This is a genomic window from Actinoplanes sp. NPDC004185 (assembly GCF_053603475.1).
The window spans coordinates 39,654-58,620 of sequence record NZ_JBSGFR010000051.1 but is presented as its reverse complement, the minus strand read 5'-3'; the positions used below and the strand labels follow the sequence as shown (position 1 = coordinate 58,620).

14 protein-coding genes are annotated in these 18,967 nt (G+C 72.2%); 5 read left to right on the top strand and 9 right to left on the bottom strand.

Annotation, left to right across the window (positions count from 1 at the left end):
* Nucleotides 1–96: 96 nt before the first annotated feature.
* Complete coding sequence (locus ACWEOZ_RS36740) at nucleotides 97–1,047, bottom strand: RDD family protein (RefSeq protein ID WP_451915274.1); 951 nt, start codon at nucleotides 1,045–1,047, stop codon at nucleotides 97–99.
* 40 nt (nucleotides 1,048–1,087) lie between these two features.
* On the opposite strand from ACWEOZ_RS36740, the gene ACWEOZ_RS36735 reads away from it, so the two are divergent.
* Nucleotides 1,088–2,083, top strand: a complete 996-nt coding sequence (locus ACWEOZ_RS36735; protein WP_451915273.1) for a stage II sporulation protein M — start codon at nucleotides 1,088–1,090, stop codon at nucleotides 2,081–2,083.
* A gap of 21 nt (nucleotides 2,084–2,104) precedes the next feature.
* Entirely contained in the window at nucleotides 2,105–2,515 is a 411-nt protein-coding gene (locus ACWEOZ_RS36730; protein ID WP_451915272.1) for a hypothetical protein, read from the top strand.
* 5 nt (nucleotides 2,516–2,520) lie between these two features.
* Here ACWEOZ_RS36730 and ACWEOZ_RS36725 read toward each other — a convergent pair whose 3' ends face one another.
* From ACWEOZ_RS36725 to ACWEOZ_RS36695, 7 genes are all read right to left on the bottom strand, one after another.
* Nucleotides 2,521–3,840: a DUF58 domain-containing protein gene (locus ACWEOZ_RS36725; protein WP_451915271.1), complete on the bottom strand. Its 1,320-nt coding sequence runs from the start codon at nucleotides 3,838–3,840 to the stop codon at nucleotides 2,521–2,523.
* Between the two features lie 7 nt (nucleotides 3,841–3,847).
* Complete coding sequence (locus tag ACWEOZ_RS36720) at nucleotides 3,848–4,822, bottom strand: AAA family ATPase (RefSeq protein ID WP_451915270.1); 975 nt, start codon at nucleotides 4,820–4,822, stop codon at nucleotides 3,848–3,850.
* Nucleotides 4,819–6,156 (bottom strand): DUF4350 domain-containing protein, encoded by a 1,338-nt coding sequence (locus tag ACWEOZ_RS36715; protein ID WP_451915269.1) that lies wholly within the window; start codon nucleotides 6,154–6,156, stop codon nucleotides 4,819–4,821. The genes ACWEOZ_RS36720 and ACWEOZ_RS36715 overlap by 4 nt, the downstream gene beginning before the upstream one ends.
* Entirely contained in the window at nucleotides 6,153–6,734 is a 582-nt protein-coding gene (locus tag ACWEOZ_RS36710) for a DUF4129 domain-containing protein (RefSeq protein WP_451915268.1), read from the bottom strand. The genes ACWEOZ_RS36715 and ACWEOZ_RS36710 overlap by 4 nt, the downstream gene beginning before the upstream one ends.
* On the bottom strand, nucleotides 6,731–7,567 hold the full coding sequence (locus ACWEOZ_RS36705; protein WP_451915267.1) for a hypothetical protein: 837 nt from the start codon (nucleotides 7,565–7,567) through the stop codon (nucleotides 6,731–6,733). The genes ACWEOZ_RS36710 and ACWEOZ_RS36705 overlap by 4 nt, the downstream gene beginning before the upstream one ends.
* A gap of 55 nt (nucleotides 7,568–7,622) precedes the next feature.
* Nucleotides 7,623–10,616: an ATP-binding protein gene (locus ACWEOZ_RS36700; RefSeq protein WP_451915266.1), complete on the bottom strand. Its 2,994-nt coding sequence runs from the start codon at nucleotides 10,614–10,616 to the stop codon at nucleotides 7,623–7,625.
* 119 nt (nucleotides 10,617–10,735) lie between these two features.
* Entirely contained in the window at nucleotides 10,736–11,389 is a 654-nt protein-coding gene (locus ACWEOZ_RS36695) for a hypothetical protein (protein WP_451915265.1), read from the bottom strand.
* Between the two features lie 323 nt (nucleotides 11,390–11,712).
* Between ACWEOZ_RS36695 and ACWEOZ_RS36690 the strand changes: the two genes are divergently transcribed.
* The 3 genes from ACWEOZ_RS36690 to ACWEOZ_RS36680 all read left to right on the top strand — a co-directional run bounded on the left by ACWEOZ_RS36690 (nucleotide 11,713) and on the right by ACWEOZ_RS36680 (nucleotide 17,898).
* Nucleotides 11,713–12,027, top strand: a complete 315-nt coding sequence (locus ACWEOZ_RS36690; protein WP_451915264.1) for a CU044_2847 family protein — start codon at nucleotides 11,713–11,715, stop codon at nucleotides 12,025–12,027.
* Nucleotides 12,028–12,041: 14 nt separating this feature from the next.
* The gene (locus tag ACWEOZ_RS36685) at nucleotides 12,042–16,010 is read left to right on the top strand and encodes a trypsin-like peptidase domain-containing protein (RefSeq protein ID WP_451915263.1); all 3,969 of its coding nucleotides are present in this window, start codon (nucleotides 12,042–12,044) and stop codon (nucleotides 16,008–16,010) included.
* Nucleotides 16,011–16,095: 85 nt separating this feature from the next.
* Nucleotides 16,096–17,898 (top strand): bifunctional metallophosphatase/5'-nucleotidase, encoded by a 1,803-nt coding sequence (locus ACWEOZ_RS36680; protein WP_451915262.1) that lies wholly within the window; start codon nucleotides 16,096–16,098, stop codon nucleotides 17,896–17,898.
* 112 nt (nucleotides 17,899–18,010) lie between these two features.
* Here ACWEOZ_RS36680 and ACWEOZ_RS36675 read toward each other — a convergent pair whose 3' ends face one another.
* Complete coding sequence (locus tag ACWEOZ_RS36675) at nucleotides 18,011–18,913, bottom strand: hypothetical protein (RefSeq protein WP_451915261.1); 903 nt, start codon at nucleotides 18,911–18,913, stop codon at nucleotides 18,011–18,013.
* Nucleotides 18,914–18,967 lie beyond the last annotated feature (54 nt).

Below are 18,967 nucleotides of genomic sequence, written 5' to 3'. Positions count from 1 at the left end.
CGAAACGGCGACGTCAAGCACCGCCACTCCTTCCGGAGGTCTCCCTTTCGATCAAGACACCACGCCGAACATCAACAACGTCTGTGGTCAGTACATCTAGAGCGGGCGCCCCTCCTCCTTGACCACGCCGAGCAGCGGACGGTTGGTGCCGGCCGGGTCCCAGGTGGGGTCGGTGACGGCCGGCTGGGCCCAGTCCAGCCGGCCGAAGCCGGGCCAGATCCGCTGGGTCAGCGCGCGGGTGGTGTGCACCCGCCGGCCGGCCCGGCGGCGGCGCTCGGCCAGGACCGCGCTGAGGAACATCCAGGGCGGGGTGCCGGGCGGCGGGGTCTGGGAGATCTTCTCGGCGACCTCCTGGGCCAGGGTGTGCGCGAAGCGCCCGTTCTGCGGCTGCCGGATCTCGCCGGCCCGGGCCAGGTAGTGCCGGGTGGCCAGGGCCAGCTCGTCGTCGAGCCCGCTGAGGTCCAGCTCGGCCGCCCAGCCGGCGAGCTGCGGCGGCATCGACGGCACCCAGCCCCACGGCGCCGGGGACCGCTCGTGGATCACGAACGTGCCCGCCGCCTGGTCGCCCAGCCGCCGGCCCTGGGCCGAGAAGATCATGGTGGTCAGGGCGACCGCCCAGGTCAGCGGCGGGAACAGCAGGCCGGGCCACTCCACGGCCACGCCGACCAGGGTGCGGGTCAGCGCGTGCCGCAGCCGGATCGGGCCGCCGTCGACCCGGACCACCCGCAGACCCATCGCGCGTTTGCCGATGCTGCGGCCGTTGGTCAGCGTCTCGGCGATCGTCGGGTAGGCGATGAACACCAGGATGACCCCGATGGTGAAGGCGGCCTGCATGAACGCGCCGTCGGCCACGCCCGGCGGCAGTACCGTCGAGCCGATCCCGATGATGATGACCGTCAGCAGGGCGAAGACCAGCTGCATGGCGATGTCGATGATCAGCGCCAGACCGCGCGAGCCGACCCGGGCCGGGCGTACGTCGACCTCGACGGCCTCCCCGTTGACGATCGGCTCGTCGCTCCCGCCGCCCGCCGCCACCGCCACAGTCATGCGGGTAGTTAACCCGATCGGCGTTGGCTACGCTGCGCCGGTGGACCTGGACGCGTACGTCGCCGAGCGCCGCGGGGAGTGGAACCGCCTCGAGGTGCTGGCCCGCCGCCGGCGGCTGTCCCCGGACGAGGCCGACGAGCTGGTCCTGCTGTACCAGCGGGCGGCGACCCACCTGTCCGTGGTCCGCAGCCACTCACCGGACCCGATCCTGCTGGCCTCGCTGTCCCAGCTGGTCATCGCGGGCCGTTCGGCGGTCACCGGCGGCCGCAGCTTCTCCTGGCAGCCCGTCCGGCGCTTCTTCACCTCGGCGTTCCCGGCCCAGCTCTACCAGGCCCGCCGCTGGTGGCTGACGGTGATGGTCGTGGACGTGCTCGTGGCCTGGGCCCTGATGTGGTATTTCTCCACCAACCCGGACGTGATCAGCACCTTCGGCACCGGCCAGGAGCTGCAGCGCTACGCCGAGCAGGACTTCGTCGGCTACTACAGCGAGTTCCAGGCGCAGAACTTCGCGGCCAGCGTGTGGACCCACAACGCCCTGATCGCGGCCCAGTGCCTGGCCTCGGGGGTGCTGATCCTGCCGGTCATCTACATCCTCGGCCAGAACATCTTCGCTTTGGGCATGTCCGGCGGCGTGATGATCTACACGGGCCACGCGGACACCTTCTTCGGCTTCATCCTCCCGCACGGCCTGCTCGAGCTGACCTGCATCTTCGTCGGCGCCGGGGTGGGCCTGCGGATCGGCTGGGCCTGGATCGCGCCCGGCCCGCACCGCACCCGCGGCCAGGCCCTGACCGAGCGGGCCCGCGGCGGCATGCTGGTCGCGCTGGGCCTGGCCGTCACGCTGGGCGTCGCGGGGCTGCTGGAGGCGTACGTGACACCGTCCGGCCTGCCGACCGTGCTGCGGATCGGGATCGGCGCGGTGGTGTGGGCGGCCTTCATGGCGTACGCGCTGGGCGTGGGCGGGGCCGCACACCGCCGGGGCGAGACCGGTGACCTGGCCCCGGAGCACTCGGTCACCCCGGTGCCGACTGCCTGACCGTGTTGTCATAGTGGCTGGGTGATCTCCTCCGCTCCCGCCCTGCTCGCCGCGTCGGCCGTCCATCTGGGCTTCCAGCTGACGGTGTCCCTGGTCGTCTACCCGGCGCTGGCCGACACACCGGAGTCCGCCTGGCCGGAGATCCACGCCGCGCACAGCCGCCGGATCACCCCGGTGGTGGTCATCGTCTACGGCCTGCTCGTCGTCGCTTGCGGGTGGGCGGTGCTGGCCGGGCCGGACGGCTGGACGATCGTGTCCGTCGCCGCCGCGGCGGTCGCCGGGCTGCTCACGGCCTTCGGCGCGGCGCCGACGCACGGCCGGCTGGGGCGGGGGTGGTCCCGGGAGCTGCTGCATCGGCTGCTGCTGATCGACCGGGGCCGGACGGTGGCGGCGGTGGTGTGCGCGGGGGCCGCGTTCCTGGCCGCCGGCTGAGCGGGTCAGAGGCGCCCGGCCGCCTTCAGCATCAGATAGACGTCGGCGACCTTCGAGGCGAAGTGCTCGCGCAACTCGTCGACGACCAGCACCCCCTGCTGTTCCAGCAACGCCCGCACCCGGCCGCGCTCGGCCAGGGCCAGCTCCGCCGCCGCGGCCACGTGCACGTCCGCCGCGGTGGCGCCCTCCGGCGGCAGTTCGGCCAGCTGGGCCGTCTCCGGGTCGCGCACGCTGGCCAGCACCACGCGGTGCCGGGTGGTCAGCCGGGACAGCATCGGCAGCAGGCCCTCGACGATCGGGGCCGCGTCCAGCGCCGTGAAGATGACCACCAGGGAGCGCTTGTGGTCGCGGCGCAGCAGGTCACCGGCCGCCAGCCCGAAGTCCGTCTCGACCAGGGCCGGCTCCAGCGCGGCCATCGAGCTGATCAGGCGGGGGAGCTTGGTGCGGTGACCGCCGCCCTCGACCTTGGCCCGGACCGCCGTGTCCAGCGCCAGCAGGTCGACCCGGTCGTCGGCCTTGGACGCGAGCACGGCCAGCAGCAGGGCCGCGTCGATGGCGGCGTCGAGGCGGGGCTCGTCGCCGATCCGGGCCGCCGACGTGCGGCCGGTGTCCAGCACGCAGATCACCCGGCGGTCGCGTTCCGGGCGCCAGGTGCGGACCACCACGTCATGGGTACGGGCACTGGCCCGCCAGTCGATCGAGCGCACGTCGTCACCGATCACGTACTCGCGCAGCACGTCGAACTCGGTGCCCTGGCCGCGCCCGCGGGTCACCACGGCGCCGTCGAAGATGCGCAGCTTGGCCAGCTTCTCCGGCAGCAACCGGCGGGACGGGAAGCGCGGCAGGACGCGCAGCGTCGACTCCGGCGTGACGGCCTCGTTCCACTTCTGCCGCCGCTGCCGGTACGCGAGCCCGAGCGGCCCGTACGAGCGCAGCGTCACCCGCACCGCCCGCCGGTCACCGTGCCGGGTCGGGGTGAGCGTGGTGGTGAGCTCCTGTTCCTCGCCGGGCAGCAGGTTGAACCGGTGCTCGGTGTTGTCGGCGCCGGCGGACGGCACCCAGCGGTCGCGCAGCCGCAGCCACATCGGCCGCCGCGCGGCGTTGCCCACGGTCAGCGCCATGGTGGTGGTCTCGCCCAGCCACACCGTCGCCTCGCCCGAGCGGCGCAGCGTGACCCCGGTGAGCGGCGCCGCGACCAGCACGTCCAGCGCTGCCGCCACGACGGCGAGCCCCAGCACGGCCGCGGTCAGCAGCCACGGGCCCGGCAGCAGCGCGGGCAGCGGGAGGCCCAGCGCCAGCAGCAGCGCGAAACGCCTGGTGATCACGGTCGGCTCAGCGGGGCGCGGGCACGGCGCCCAGCACGGTCCGCAGCACCGAGTCGGTGGAGACGCCGTCCAGCTCGGCTTCGGCGCGCAGCCGTACCCGGTGGCGCAGGGTCGGGATGGCGAACGCCTTCACGTCGTCGGGCAGCACGTAGTCGCGGCCGCTGAGCCAGGCGCGGGCCTTGGCCACCGCCAGCAGCGCGGTCGTGCCGCGCGGGGACGCACCCAGCTCCAGCGCGGGCGACTCGCGGGTGGCCCGGCACAGGTCCACTATGTACTCCAGCACCGGCTCCGCGACGGCGACCCGGCGGGCGGCCTCGCGGCCCGCGGCCAGGTCGGCGGCGGTCGCCACCGGACCGACCCCGGCGGCCTTCAGGTCCCGCGGGTCGAAGCCGCGGTGGTGCGCCCTGAGCACGCCGAGCTCCTCCTCGCGCTGCGGCAGCGGCACGGTGAGTTTCAGCAGGAACCGGTCCAGCTGCGCCTCCGGCAACGGGTACGTACCCTCGTACTCGATCGGGTTCTGGGTGGCGACCACGATGAACGGTTCGGGCAGCCGGCGGGTCTCGCCGTCGGTGCTGACCGTGCGCTCCTCCATGGCCTCCAGCAGCGCCGCCTGGGTCTTCGGCGGGGTCCGGTTGATCTCGTCGCCGAGCAGCAGGTTCGTGAAGATCGGCCCGGGCCGGAAGTTGAACGCGGCGGTCCGCGCGTCGTAGACCAGCGAGCCGGTGACGTCGCCGGGCATCAGGTCCGGGGTGAACTGCACCCGCTTGGTGTCCATGTCCAGCGCCGCGGCCATCGCCCGCACCAGCAGGGTCTTGGCCACCCCGGGTACGCCTTCGAGCAGCACGTGGCCGCCGCAGAGCAGCGCGATGACCACACCGCCGACCACCGCGTCCTGGCCGATGACCGCCTTGGCGACCTCGGCCCGGAGGCGCTGCAGCGCGTCGCGCGCCGCGATGGCCTCCACTCCTGCGGAAGACGTCACGTCAGATTCCCCTCGTCGGTTCCGTGTTGCCAGTTCTGCTGCCCCGTCACGAAGCGGACCAGGTTCTGCACGGTCGTCGCGGCCCGGGCGAGTTCCTCGTCGCTGTCCTCGACCCCGCCGCTGAGCATGTGCCGTACCTCCAGCACCGGCTGGCCGACGGTGGCCGCGACGCGCTCCGCCACCTCGTCGGCCGGGACGTCCGCGGGCAGCCCGTAGTGCTCGGCGAGCCGCACCCGGGCCGCGCCCTGCAGGGTGGCCAGCGACGTGCTGCGCGCCCCGGCCCGCTGGTAGAGCCCGCCCAGGCCGCGGACGGTCTCGGCGGCCCGGACCCGGACCGGCAGCGGCTCGGCCACGGGGGCACCGAGCCGGCGCGCGGAGGCCGCGGCCAGTGCGAGCGCGGCCAGAGCCAGCAGGGCCAGGGTGGCCCAGACCGCCGGCGGGAAGGCCCGGGCCAGCGGGCTGTCGGAGACGCCGCTGCCGCCGCCCTGGGCCGAGTCGCCCTCGCCGCCGTCCTGCGGCTCACCGGTCGGCTCCTGGTCGGGCCGGTCGCCGTCGGGGCGTTCGCCGTCGTCGCCCTGGTCGTCGCCGTCGGTGCCGGAATCCGGCTGCTCCGGCTCCGTGGGCCGGCCGGCGCCGTCGTCCGGGGCCGGCTCGCGCTCGTGCAGGTCCAGCCAGATCACCGCCGGGTCGCGGGCCAGCAGGCCGCGGGCGAACGCCCGGTTGCCGTGCTCGTCGGCCCGGTCGTTCCGGAACGGGTCGGCCGCGCCGACCAGCGTCAGCGCGACCCGCGCGCTGCGGAACTCCACCAGGCCGTTGTTGTAGCAGCGCACGGCCTGGTAGGCGGAGACGTCGTACCGCAGGCGCTGCACCGCGGCCGGGCCGGCGGCGTTCACGTAATCCGTCGAGCAGCCCGGCTGGGGCGCGGTGGCCGTCCAGCGTGGCCCGTTCACCGGAACGGAAAGACCGGCCTCGGTCAGCTGGTCCTCGCCGGGCGCGACCATGACCACGCGGACCTGCTCGGGCAGCGTGGCCAGCCGTTCCAGGTAGGACGGATGCATCAGCCCGGGGGTGGTGACGAAGAGCGTGACCGGGCCGCCCGCCTCGGCGTCGGCGATCGCGTCGAGGCTGGTGCGGTGCACGGTGATCCGTACCCCGGCGCTGGTCAGGGCGTCGGCGAGCAGCCGCGCGCCGTCGCCTTCATCGCTGGTGGGGGACAGGAAGGAGGCATCGGTCGGGTCCGGCTGCTGCACCACGTGCGCGACCCCGGTCATCGTGGCCAGCCCGGCGACGACAGCCAACGGCAGGGCGAAACGCAGCCAGCGGCGTGACTTCACGACGGGACCCCGCGCATCCGCGTACGGACGTCACCGGTCAGGGCCCGCATGCGTTCGTCGTGGGCCAGCAGGGCGGGGCGGTTGCCGTACCAGATCTCGGAGAACAGGTCGGTGGCCCCGGCGAGCGAACCGGCGACGGCCGGACGCTGCGCGGCCGCGGCCGCCGCGACCTCGGCGGCGGTGTTGCCGGGCAGTGGCGCGACCACGCCGGCGGCGGTGAGGTCGCCGACCACGTCGCGCAACCGCTGCCGGATGGCCTCGGCATAGCGGCCCTCGGCCGCGAGCCGATCGGCCAGCAGCGTGCCGTCGGCCAGCACGACGGTGGGGGCGAACACCGGCTCGACCTTGGTCTTCGCCTTCCGGGCGGCCTTCGGCTTCCGGGTACGCCGCCAGCGCGGCAGCCGCCAGCGGGGCATCCGCAGGCGCGGCATCCGGGGCAGCCGGGTCGGCACCCACGCCGGGTACCAGTACCAGAGCGCGCCGGTCAGCCCGGCGACGGCCAGCAGGAGCAGGAGCAGGACCTGCGGCGGGACGACGTCGAAGACCGCCGCCGCGAACTCGTCCCAGACCCGGGTCACCGGGCGTACACCAGGGCGGCGGAGTCGTCCTCGCCACGGCTGCGGGCCCGGCCGACGGCGATGTCCAGCCCCTCGGTGCGGATCCGCGTCTCCAGCAGCAGCACGGCGGCGACGCAGGCCAGCGCGGAGTAGGCCACGGCGTTGGCGAGCACCCAGGCGGCCGGGATGAGCCAGGTCAGCCAGGCCGGCTCGCCGCCGCTGAGCTGGGTCAGGACCCACACCCACCCGCTGCCCAGCGCGAACCGGATGACGAACCAGGTCAGGTAGGCGCTGAGCAGGGTCCAGAACCCCCGCAACGCGCCGCGCGTGGTCAGCCGGGCCGAGCGCCACAGCGCCCGGAACGGATTGCCGGCGCGGTCGATGACCAGGACCGCGGAGGTGAGACTGAACAGGCCGTACAGGATCAGCCAAGGCACGAACCCGGCGAACAGGGCGACCCCGGCCGCCACACCGAGCACGAGGGCGACACTGACGGTGGACAACGGCCGGGTGCGCGACCAGAGCTCCCGATGGCGTACCACCCGGCCGAGCAACGCCGGGGCAGCGGCGGCCGCGGCGAGGGCCCCGAGCAGCGTGAGAATGACGGTCTCGGTGGCGAACCCGAGCGCGGTGACGATCCACCACTGCCCGAAATGACCGTGCGCCGGACCGTAGTAAGGCGCGGTGACGAAGGCAGCGGCGCGCAACGGCACCAGCAGGGCCTGCTCCAGCAGCCCGAGGACGGCGGCCGTGGCGAGCAGGGGAAGGGCCCGAGCCCGCAGCAGGGCCATGGCGGCGTCCAGCAACTCACCGAGCGTCATCGGACGCAGCGGCAGTTCCGGCTGCGCAGGCATGGCGGCGATCCTACGAGATGCCCGCCGTCCGTGACATCTGCCGGGTCCGCCGGGCTCAACCGGTCCGGGCGCGTTCCAGCACCTCTTCGGCGGTCGGCGGGCTCTGCGGGTGGTACGACAGCGACCACGGCGCCTGCATCTTGACGAACTCGCCGCCCTCGATCGCCGCGTAGAACTGCCCGACCTTGAGCCGGGCGATGTCCGACACGTCGCTGCCTTTGGCCCGGGCGAGCTCGCGGGCGGTGGTGATCTGGGTCGGATGGTTGAGCAGGCCGAAGAACTGGGTGGCGGCGTTGCCGGGAATGCGATTGTGCAGGCCCTTGGGCGCCTGCGTGGCGAAGACGAGGCCGAGGCCGTACTTGCGGGCCTGGGAGGCGAGCACCAGCGTGCTGTGGGTGCAGGCCGTCATCGGCCCCGACGGGGCCAGGGTCTGGGCCTCGTCCATCACCAGCAGCCCGCCGAGCGGACGGTCGCCGGCTGGATTCCGCTTGATCCAGGCGAACAGGGCCAACTGGAGCTGATTGACGAAGCTCTGCCGTTGCGTGTCGTCGGGCAGCCCGACAAAGCTGATCACGGAGACGCGCGCCCGGTGTCCCGGCGAGGGACTGAGCAGCAGACCCGGGTCGACCGGCTCGCCGCCGCCACCGAACAGCGGGTCGTTGATCGCGGTCGCGGTCAGCAGCTGAGCCATCCCGAAGCCGATCTTCTCCGCCTCGGGAATCTGGCTCATGCCCTCGGGCAGCGCACCGAGCAACCCGATGAAACCCCGCAGATCACTGGCCCCGGTACGGGCATAGCCCCGCAACGCCTCCCGCAGCACCGCCTGCCCGAGCTGAGCCTTCGCGGTGGAGCCGTCAACCTTCGCCCGGGGCGCCAGCGCGGCGACCGCCCCGTCGATGCCCGCGGTGAACGCGTCCGCGTCGTCGAGCATCTCCGCGAAGTCGGGCAGCGGCTGGAAGCTGAGGGGCCGTCCGCTCTCCCGGCGGGGCGTCCACACCACGACCTCGGTGGAGCGCAGATACTCGGCGGAACGGGCGGTGTCGGCCGCGTTCCAGCCCGGTGGCGCTGCCGGCCACGGATCACCGAGGCGGGACAGGTCGTTGTTGGGGTCGAGCACGATGGCGGAGACGCCCTGCAGGGCGCACTCCTCGACGAGCCGGCGGATCAGCACGGTCTTGCCCGATCCCGACCCGGCGAAGATGGCGGTGTGCTTGCGCAGGGCCGCGAGGTCGACCCCGACCGGATGCCCGTCATCGAGCGCCGACCCCAGCACCACCCGGCCCGTCGGCTCGGTGGTCGGCTCGGGGGTGGTGGCTTCCCTCACCAGCGGGACGGCGGACTCCTCGTCGGATCCGGCGAACGCCTCCTGGAGGAACTGGATCGAGTCGGCCGGGCGGCGCTCGCGGAACCACTGGCTGAGCTTGTCGTAGCCGAATGCGTCAATGAGCGAGCGCAGGCCGATGAGCTGGCGGACATCCGACTCGGGAAACTCGATGCGCCGGCCGCCCGCTGCCTCCAGCGCCTCGACCACTTCCTTGGTGCGGGCGCCCTTCGACCACTCAGCGTTGCGGAGCAGGAACAATTGGCGTTTGCGCTGGCCACTCACGAGGCCGGCAGCGGTCTGTGCGTTCCGGATGCGGTTGAGCACCGCGATGTGGTGCGAGGCGCTGATCGCGCGGAAAGCCCAGTGCGCCTCATCGTCGGTCGATTCGTCGAGGCTGCGGCGGAGCCGGGCATGCAGCGGCGGCTTGACGCCCGGAGGCGGATCGATGCCGAAAGTGCCCTCCGGTTCGTCGCGGGCACCGATCCAGGCCTGCAGACCGGCGTGCACCAGGGCGGGCACGACCATGTCCTCGGTCGCAGGGGTCAACGCCTGTGCCGGGTCGGCGGCCTTCACCAGCTCGTCGTACCGATTGTTGAAGATGGTGAGCTGGTCGTCCGGGAGCGGGACCCGGTCGACGGGCTTGCCCAGCAAGCCGAGGTCCCGGCGCTGCAGGTGGGACAACTCGTCGACCTTCTCCTCAGCGAGGCACTCCCGGACATGGGCGTCCACGGTGCGCAGCAGCTGACGGGGAGTCATCGACACAGCCTCGGCGAAGGCGGCGGGCGCGATCGGCCAGGTGGGATGCGGGGCAGAAAAACCGACCTCGGCGAACTCGACCGCGAAGCGCTTCGCCACCAGCTCGTATCCGAGATCGGCGGAGGGAATCTGCTTAAGGTTGACCGCTTCCCGGAAGCGGTCCTGGACGGTGCTGGTGGCCTGCGATTTCACCATGCCCCAGACGGTGGGCAGGCAACTGACGACCGACAGCGTGCGGCGAGTGGTCTCGCGCAGCGACATCAGCCCGCCCGCGATGTGCTCCAGCAGCAGCGATCCGCCCCAGTCGGGCTGGTCGCCGCTCTCGCTCGATCTCGCGGACTGGGTGACGAGCGGGTCGATCTGATCGACGGCCATCACGGTCGGACCGGTGAGCGCCAGCAGCCGGGAGACGTCTCGGACCACCTCCTGCGCGGACCGCCGCCCGCGCCGCATGCCCCAGCCCGCCCGCTCACCGGGCTCCACCTCGTCGTTAGAGCACAGGAACTCATAGCCGATGTCCTGTGCCCGGGGATCGTCGGAGGCGTGCAGCACCAGCGCGCGTGCCGTGTCCTGAGCCTCGACGCCGACCTGTCGGTTCAGCTTGCGCACCTGGTCGACAAAGGCGTCCAGCGACGCCCGGGACAGCGACGTGTCGCCGACGACGGCGCGTCGCACACTTCGCGGGGCTCCGCTCTGGTCGGCGAGCCGGCGTAGGAACACCGTCAGCTGGCTGGGCTGATCCTCAGGCGTGCGGGTGAGACCCTCCACTATCGACAACGCCGTGCTGCGCCAGAATGCGCTGGCGTCCAGCAGGCTGATCAGAAAGAAATAGCCGTCGCGGGCCTGGACCTCTTCGCGGACGGAGCCCAGCAGGTGGGTTTTCCCGGTGCCCCGCTCACCGAGTAGGGCGACGCCGACCGGACTCGATTCCCGGTGCTCGGCTGCCTCCGCGAAACCCTGCAGAACCATCTGGAGAGCTGTTTTGTGCAGGCCGGCAACGTGATAAGGGGAATGCCGCCATACGTCATCCGCTGTGGGCGCCCAATTGAACCGCAGTGCCAGCAGCGCTTTTCGCTCGTCGTCGCTGATCATTTGATGACGATGAGATGCTTGTCCTGATCTCCGATGCTGACCGCCGCGGCTCTGTCCGCGTCGGTGAGGGTCTTCTGGTTGTCCTCGGCGAAGATCTGCACGTCGGCGGCGAAGTTCATCTCGCGCAGGGCGTCGTCGACCCGGGCCGTGCTGATGTCGCGGGGCAGTGCCGCGCGGATCCGGACGAGCTTGACCGCGTCACCGGCCGCCCGGGCGACGCTCTCGTAGGCCTTGCGGATCTGCGCGACGACATCATCGCTGGTCAGCTCGGGAGCGGGTGCTGTCGGCGGCTCCACCTGGCCCTGCGGAGCGTAGAAATCGGAAAGTGCCAGTTCGGAGGCCTGCAGATAGTGACGCAGCGCGTCCACCTGGGCGTAGATGGTGGCGCCGGCGAAGCCTGACCGGGGCGGCGGTTCGCTGCCGATGACCTCCAGCGCCCGGTGCCATCCCTTGTCGCTGAGGCTGAGGTGGAGCCGCTGCCCCTCCTTGCGGACGTCGAGGAGGCCGAGCTTGACCAGGCGTTCGCGGCTCTCGCGCTTGAGCTCCAGGCCCCGTTCCTTCTTGAGGTCCGCGTTGGCGATCTCCTGCCCTTCTTTCAGCAGGATCAGCAGCGCGCACGTCTCGACGAGTTTGAGCTTGTCGTCCGACATTCCGGCGCTCCTCAGGTGTACGGCGGCGGTGTCCGGGCGCCATTACGGGCGCCCATGATCACAATGGACCTGGCGATGGGTGCGATTCTGCCGACGCCGGGCACCGCTCGCAAGGTCGACTGTGGTGATTCTTATATCCGACACCGGACGGTATTTTCGATCTTCGGAAATCCAGCCGGGGTGCGGTGTTGGAACGGGTGTTCGGATCGGGTTGTTGCGATCTTGAAAAAGGTGTATTGCTCTTGTCCGCGACGCGTGCGACATTGCCTGCGGCGCCTTTCCCGGCGTTCATGAATGATCTTCACCTGGGGAGGCCGGCGCCGATGTCGTCCGAGGTTGTCCGATATCGCGTCGATGACGAGACGGTGGCCCAGTTCGAGATCGAACCGGTGGAGGGCTTCCGCCCGGCCGGTGCCGGGGACATCGCCGGATCGATCAAGGACTCTGCCGGGCCGGCCCTGGCCGCCGCCCGGGAGCTGCTGGAACAGGTCCGGGAGATGGCCCCGGACGCCGTCGAGGTGAAGTTCGGCATCAAGGTCACCGGAACGGCGAACTGGGTGGTCGCCAAGGCTGCCACCGAGGCCAACTTCGAGGTCACGATGATCTGGCAGCCGCGCGGCCTGGAGCGCCGGAGCTGACCGGGGGCCTGCTCATGATCAAAGCGCCCGCCGACTCCTGGACGGTGGCGATCCATGCCACCGAGACCGACGCCACGCCCCTGGGCACCGGCGTCGTCATCGATCGCAGTCAGGTGCTGACCTGCGCACATGTGCTGCGCGCGGACGGGTCGATGCGGCCCGAGGTCTGGGTGGCGTTCCCCAAGGCACCCGGCGTGGGCTACGCGGTCCGCCGCCATGCCCGGTTGATCGTCGACGGCACTGCGGACAGGAACGTCGACATCGCGCTGCTGGAGCTGGCTGAGCCCGTACCGTCGCCGGTCCGGCCCGCCCGGCTGCGTTGCACCCCGCCGGACCAGCTCGCCGGCCGCTCCTGGTGGGCGTTCGGCTTTCCCGGCGGCAACGAGCACGGCGGCTCCGCCGACGGCACCGTCGGCGATCCCCTCGGCTACGGCCTGATTCACCTGGACACCTCGTCGTCACCCGGGCTGAAGACCGGCTACAGCGGTGGCGCGCTCTGGTCGCACGAGTACGAAGCCGTGGTCGGCCTGATCGTGGCCGCGGGCGACGGCAACGGACACGCCCTGACGCTGCACCACGCCGACCACCAGCTCCCCGAGTTGAAGCTCTCGATGCTGGCCGAATGGCAGGTGGGGGACTCGGACGACGCCGCGCTGGCCGCCTGGGGCTGGACCCTGGCCGGTGACGACGAAGCCGACCGGCATTGGCTGCCCCGGGCCCGGGGCGTGGCCGTGCACACCGAGCGCGGATCCCGGTTCCGGGGGCGCACCGCGGCCCTGACCACGATCAAGACGTGGCTGGACGCGCCCGCGGCGCCGGGCCGGACGCTGGTGGTGACCGGCTCACCGGGGGTGGGCAAGTCCGCGGTGCTCGGCCGGATCGTCACCACCTCCGACCGGGCTGTGCACGCGGCCCTGCCCGAGTCGGACGGGGCGCAGGCCGCGACCGTGGGCTCGGTCTCCTGCGCCGTGCACGCCAAGGGCAAGAGCGCCCTGGAGATCGCCGTCGAGATCGCCCGGGCCGCGGCGGTCGCCCTGCCGGCCGATCCCGCCGACGTGATGCCCGCGCTGCGCAACCGGCTGACCCGGCGTCCCGCCCGGTTCAATCTCGTCATCGACGCGCTGGACGAGGCGGTCTCCCCGGGGCAGGCGCGCAAGCTGATCAACGACGTCGTGCTGCCGCTGACCCGCAACCTCGCCCCGCTCGGCGTACAGGTGGTGGTGGGCACCCGGCGTGCCGACGACAAGGGTGATCTGCTCGCCGAGTTCGGCTCGGCCGCCGAGGTCATCGACCTCGACGGGCCGGAGTACTTCGCCGAGTCGGACCTGGCCGACTACGCGCTCGCGACGCTGACCGGCGCCGAGCGGCCGGACAACCCGTACGCCGACGAACGCGTTGCCGCCCCCGTAGCCCGCCGCATCGCGGCCCTCTCCCACCGGAACTTCCTGGTCGCGGGCCTGGTCGCCCGGGCCCGGGGCCTGCAGGACGCGCACCCCGTGCACCCGGAGGACGTGACCTTCGCGGCCACGGTGGCCGACGCCCTGGACCGTTATGTCGACGGACTGCCGTCCGCCGGCTGGACGCCGGCGCGGCTGGCGCTCACCGCGCTGGCCCACGCGGCGACTCCGGGCCTGCCCATCTCCCTCTGGCGGGTGGCCGTGGAGGCGCTCGGCGGCCAGGTCACCGAGGAGGAACTGGGCTTCTTCGCCCGTACGTCGGCGGCCAACTTCCTGGTGGAGAGCAGCGCCACCACCACCCCGACCTACCGGCTCTTCCACCAGGCGCTCAACGAGGCGCTGCTGATCGGGCGCGGGGACGACGAGCGGTCACTGTTCACTGCCTGGCTCGCGTACGCCCGCCGGACGGGCTGGCCGGCCGCCCCGGAATATCTCCTGAGGTCTCTGCCCCAGCACGCCGTCCGGGTGGGCCTGGTCGACGAGCTGCTCGCCGAGGACGACTACCTGCTGTACGCCCACCTCGACCGGTTGCTGCCCGCCGCCGACGCTGCGGGCACCGAGCTCGGCATCGCCCGTGCCCAGCTCCTGCAGCGGACCCCGCAGGCGTTGCAGGCACCGGCGCTCGAGCGGGCCGCGCTGTTCTCGGTCGTGGAGAAGCTCGACGGCCTGGCCAGCCGCTTGCGCCCGGGGCCCGTGCCGCCGTACGCCGCACGCTGGGCGCGGACGCCGAGGCGGCTGGAACGCACAGTCCTGGAGGGCCACTCCGACGCGGTCTTCGACGTCGCCGCCGTACCGGTGGACGGGCGAAGCCTGCTGGCCTCGGCCGGCGAGGACGGCACCGCGCGCCTGTGGGACCCGCTGACCAGCCAGACCGAGCACGTCATCGACTGCCACGCCGACTGCATCCAGGGGCTGTCCGCGGTGCGGGCCGGCGGAGTCTCGCTGCTGGCCACCGCCAGCCACGACACCACGGTCAAGCTCTGGGATCCGCGCACCTGCCAGTTGGTGCACACGCTGAGCGGTCATCAGGACTGGGTCCGCAACCTGTGCGCGGTGCCGTTGCCCGACGGGCGGGAGCTGTTGGCCTCGGCGAGCGACGACCGGACCGTACGGCTCTGGGATCCGGTCTCCGGCGCACTTGTCCACATCCTGCGCGGACACACCGGCTGGGTCACCGCGGTCTGCCGGATCGGTGAATTCGTCGCCTCCACCGGCTACGACGGCACGGTCCGGCTGTGGCACCCGATCACCGGCGAAGCCCTCGCCGTGTTCACCGGGCATGCCGGTTGGGTGTCCACACTGTGCCCGGTGAACGGCATGGTCGCTTCCGCCGGTTACGACGGCACAGTGCGGCTGTGGGACCCGCGGTCGCGGCAGGAGGTGGCGGTCTTCGACACCGGTGCCGGTCCGCTGACCGACCTCTGCACGCTCGACGTGGACGGCGGGGTGCTGCTCGCGGCGACCGCCGAGGATGGCGTCATCCGGCTCTGGGACATGAGCACCGGGGCGCCACGGCCGCCGATCGAGGGTCACGCGAGCTGGATCAGGGCGATCTGCGAACTGCCGGTCGGTGAGCGCAACCTGCTGGCCACCGCGGGCGACGACGGCACGGTACGGCTGTGGGACGCGTCCACCGGCCGCGCCGAGACAGTGATGGACGGCGGTCGGCTCGGCGCGGTGGCGGCCCTGGCCGAGATCCCCTCCGCGGCCGGCACCCTGCTGGCCACCACGGGCAGCGACGGTACGGTCCGGCTCTGGGACCCCGCGACCGGCGAGCAACGTCTCGAACTCTCCACGCACGGCACCACCGTCACCGACGTCTGCGCGTTGCCGGACGAGGAGACGCACCTGCTCGCGGTGTCCAGCGAGGACCGCGCGGTCCGGGTCTGGGACGTGGACAGCGGGGAGCTGTTCAAGGAGCTCAAGGAGCACCACGAGCGGGTCAACGCCGTATGCCGGGCCGGCCCGCTGCTGGTCTCGGGGGCCGACGACCTCATCGTCCGGGTGTGGGACATCCACAAGGACGCCGCCCGGCCGTTGCTCGGGCACGCGAACTGGGTGACTGCCCTGACCGCGTTCCGGCGCGACGACCGTGACCTGCTGGTCTCCGCGGACAAGAACGGCACCATGCGGCTCTGGGACCCCGCCGGCGAGCTGCTCTGGGAACGGCACGGCCACCATGACGCGGTCAACGCCCTGACCGGACTCTCGGCCGGCGGGCGGGACGTGCTCGTCTCGGCCGGCGCCGACCGCACGATCCGGCTGTGGAACGTGGACGACGGCGCGCCCGCGGGGGTGCTGACCGGGCACACCGCACCGGTGACGGGCGTGTGCCCGGTGACGGTGGGTGGTCGGCCTCTGCTCGCGTCGGCGAGCCTCGACCGCACGGTGCGGCTGTGGGATCCGGCGACCGGCCGGGCGCTTCGGTCCATCCCGGTGCATCACCGGGCGCTGGCCTGCCGGTACGTCGACGGCGTCCTGATGGTGGGCCTCGACCGGGGTCTGCTCGCGCTCGACCTGCGGTGACCTCTCGCCTGGAAATGCATCGGCGGTTATGGTGCCTCGTGGGCGCCCACGAGGCGCGTGCATTTTTCCCCTTGAAAGGTTCCTGATGACCCTTCCCGCAGGCGTCTCGCGGCGTGGCGTTCTCGCCGCCGCAGCTGCCGGTGCCGCCGTCCCGCTCGTGCTCGGTGATGCGGCCGGCGCCGCTCCCGCGACGCGTCCCGGTCACGGCCACCACCCGAAGACGTACGACCTGACCGTGCTCGGTACCTCCGACACCCACGGCAACGTCTACAACTGGGACTACTACAAGGACCTGGAGTACGACGACAGCGCGCACAACGACGTCGGGGTGGCCAAGCTCGCCGCCCTGGTCAACCAGATCCGGGCCGAGCGCCGGGGCAAGGCCACCCTGGTGCTGGACGCCGGCGACACGATCCAGGGCACGCCGCTGGCCACGTACTACGCCAAGCAGGAGCCGATCACCTCGACCGGTGAGAAGCACCCGATGGCCAAGGCCATGAACGTGCTGCACTACGACGCGGTGACGCTGGGCAACCACGAGTTCAACTACGGCCTGCCGCTGCTGAACCTGTGGATCCGCCAGCTGGGCTTCCCCGCGCTGGCCGCCAACGCGCTCGACGCGACGACCAAGCGGCCGGCCTTCACGCCGTACGTGATCAAGAAGGTCTCCCTCGGGCACGGCGCACCGACGCTGCGCGTCGGGATCCTCGGCCTGACCAACCCCGGCGTGGCCATCTGGGACAAGGGCAACGTCGAGGGCAAGCTGGTCTTCGCCGACATGATCGCCACGGCCGCGAAGTGGGTGCCGGTCATGCGGGCCCGCGGCGCCGACATCGTGCTGATCTCCGCGCACGGCGGCGACAGCGGCACGTCGAGCTACGGTCCCGAGCTGCCGAACGAGAACCCCAGCGCGCTCATCGCCGAGCAGGTCCCGGGCATCGACGCGATCCTGTTCGGGCACGCGCACGCCAACGTCCCGCAGCGTTTCGTCACCAACAAGCAGACCGGTGCCCAGGTGCTGCTGTCGGAGCCGTCGAAGTGGGGCCAGCGGCTGAGCCGGATGGACTTCACGCTGACCCGCGACCGCGGCCGGTGGACCATCACCGAGAAGAAGTCCGACCTGCTCAACACCAACACGGTCACCGAGGACCCGCGGGTGCTGGCCGTGGTCAAGGCCCAGCACGCCAAGACCGTCGCGTACGTCAACCAGGTCGTCGCCACCTCCACGGTGGAGCTGACCACGGTCGAGTCGCGGTACAAGGACACGCCGATCCTGGACTTCATCAACAAGGTGCAGACCGAGACGGTGACCGCGGCGCTGGCCGGCACCCCGTACGCGTCCCTGCCGGTGCTCTCGCTCGCCGCGCCGTTCAGCCGGACGGCGGTGTTCCCGCAGGGCGACGTCAAGATCCGCGACGTGGCCGGCCTGTACGTCTTCGACAACACGCTCGAGGCCGTGGTGCTGACCGGGGCCGAGGTGAAGGCTTACCTGGAGTATTCGGCCAAGTACTTCGTGACGCTGCCGGTGGGCGCCACGCCCGACCCGGCGACGATCAGCGACCCGGCGGTGCCGGACTACAACTACGACGTGTTCTCCGGCGTCGACTACGACATCGACATCAGCCGGCCGGTCGGTGACCGGATCACCCGGCTGGAGATCGCCGGTGCCGCGGTCGCACCGGACGCCCAGTTCGTGGTCGCGGTGAACAACTACCGGCGCAGCGGTGGCGGCAACTTCCCCGGCATCGTCAAGACCCAGGTCTACAACGCCCAGCAGGAGATCCGGCAGCTGCTGATCGACTGGGCACAGGCCAAGGGCGAGATCGACCCGGCTGACTTCTTCGTCGCCAACTGGCGCCTGGTCCGCGCGGGCGTCCCGGTCTTCTGACGGAGGTCCGCCACGACAGGGGGCCGTCGTGATCTTCCCCCCGGAACATCACGACGGCCCACCCACCCCATCCCGGCCGGCCACTTCTGCGGCCGGGAATCTCATTCCGGGCTCAGCGACCCGGCCCCGAGTGCCACTGGCCGGCCTCGTCGGCCGTCAGGGTCAGCGTGGCGGTGTGCCCGTCGTCGAGGGTCAGCCGGCACAGGTAGTCACGCATGCCTTCGACGTCACGCTCGCCCACGGGCCGGCACTGCGCCGCGGTGGCGTTGATCCGGGCGTTCTTGAGCTGGCCGTCCCCGACGACGTTGCGCTGCACAGCCTCCAGCCGCTGGTTCTCCTGGAGCTCGGTGATGAGCGGGCCGACCAGCACCGCTGAGGCCACGAAGGAGCAGAAGGCGCCGGCCACGAGGGCGATGACGAACGTGATCCAGTACGGGGCGGTGCTGTTGCGGGTCCGCCGCGCCTGATCGGCGCGGCGCTTGGCCGAGATGGCCCCGAGGATGCCGAACAGCATCGTGAAGACGGCCACCGGCCACACGGCGGGCGCCTCGGCCCGGGAGGCGTGCCTTATCTCGTCGGGGAACGGGACCAGCAGGCCGCCGTACTGCGGCAGCGGCTGCTCCGGCGCGCTCGGACCGGCCTGAGCGGGGGCCTGCCCGGCGACCGCCCACGGCGCGGCCGGCTGTCCGGCGACCGCCCACGGCGCGGTCGGTGCGGCCGCCTGCTCGGCGGTGGCCCGGGGCGCCGGCGGGGCGGGCGCCTGTCCGGCGGTGGCCCACGGCGGTGCGGTCGGATAGGCCGAGGGCGGGGGAGAGGCGGCGGCTTGCGCCGGACCGCCGGGCTGCGGATACGGTACGGGCTCCGGGTAGCCGGCCGCGCCCTCCTGCGGGTACGAGACGGCCGGGTAGCCGCCGGTCGGCTGCTGCGGCGGATATTGCGCGTAGCCCGTTGTGAACTGGGGATAGTCCTGGGGCGCGACCGAGTTCTCGGGGCCGGGGGGAACCTGAGTGGTCATGCGGGGCCTTTCCGGGGGCGGCTCGGGAGCAGTGCCGTGCCAGAGCCCTACCCA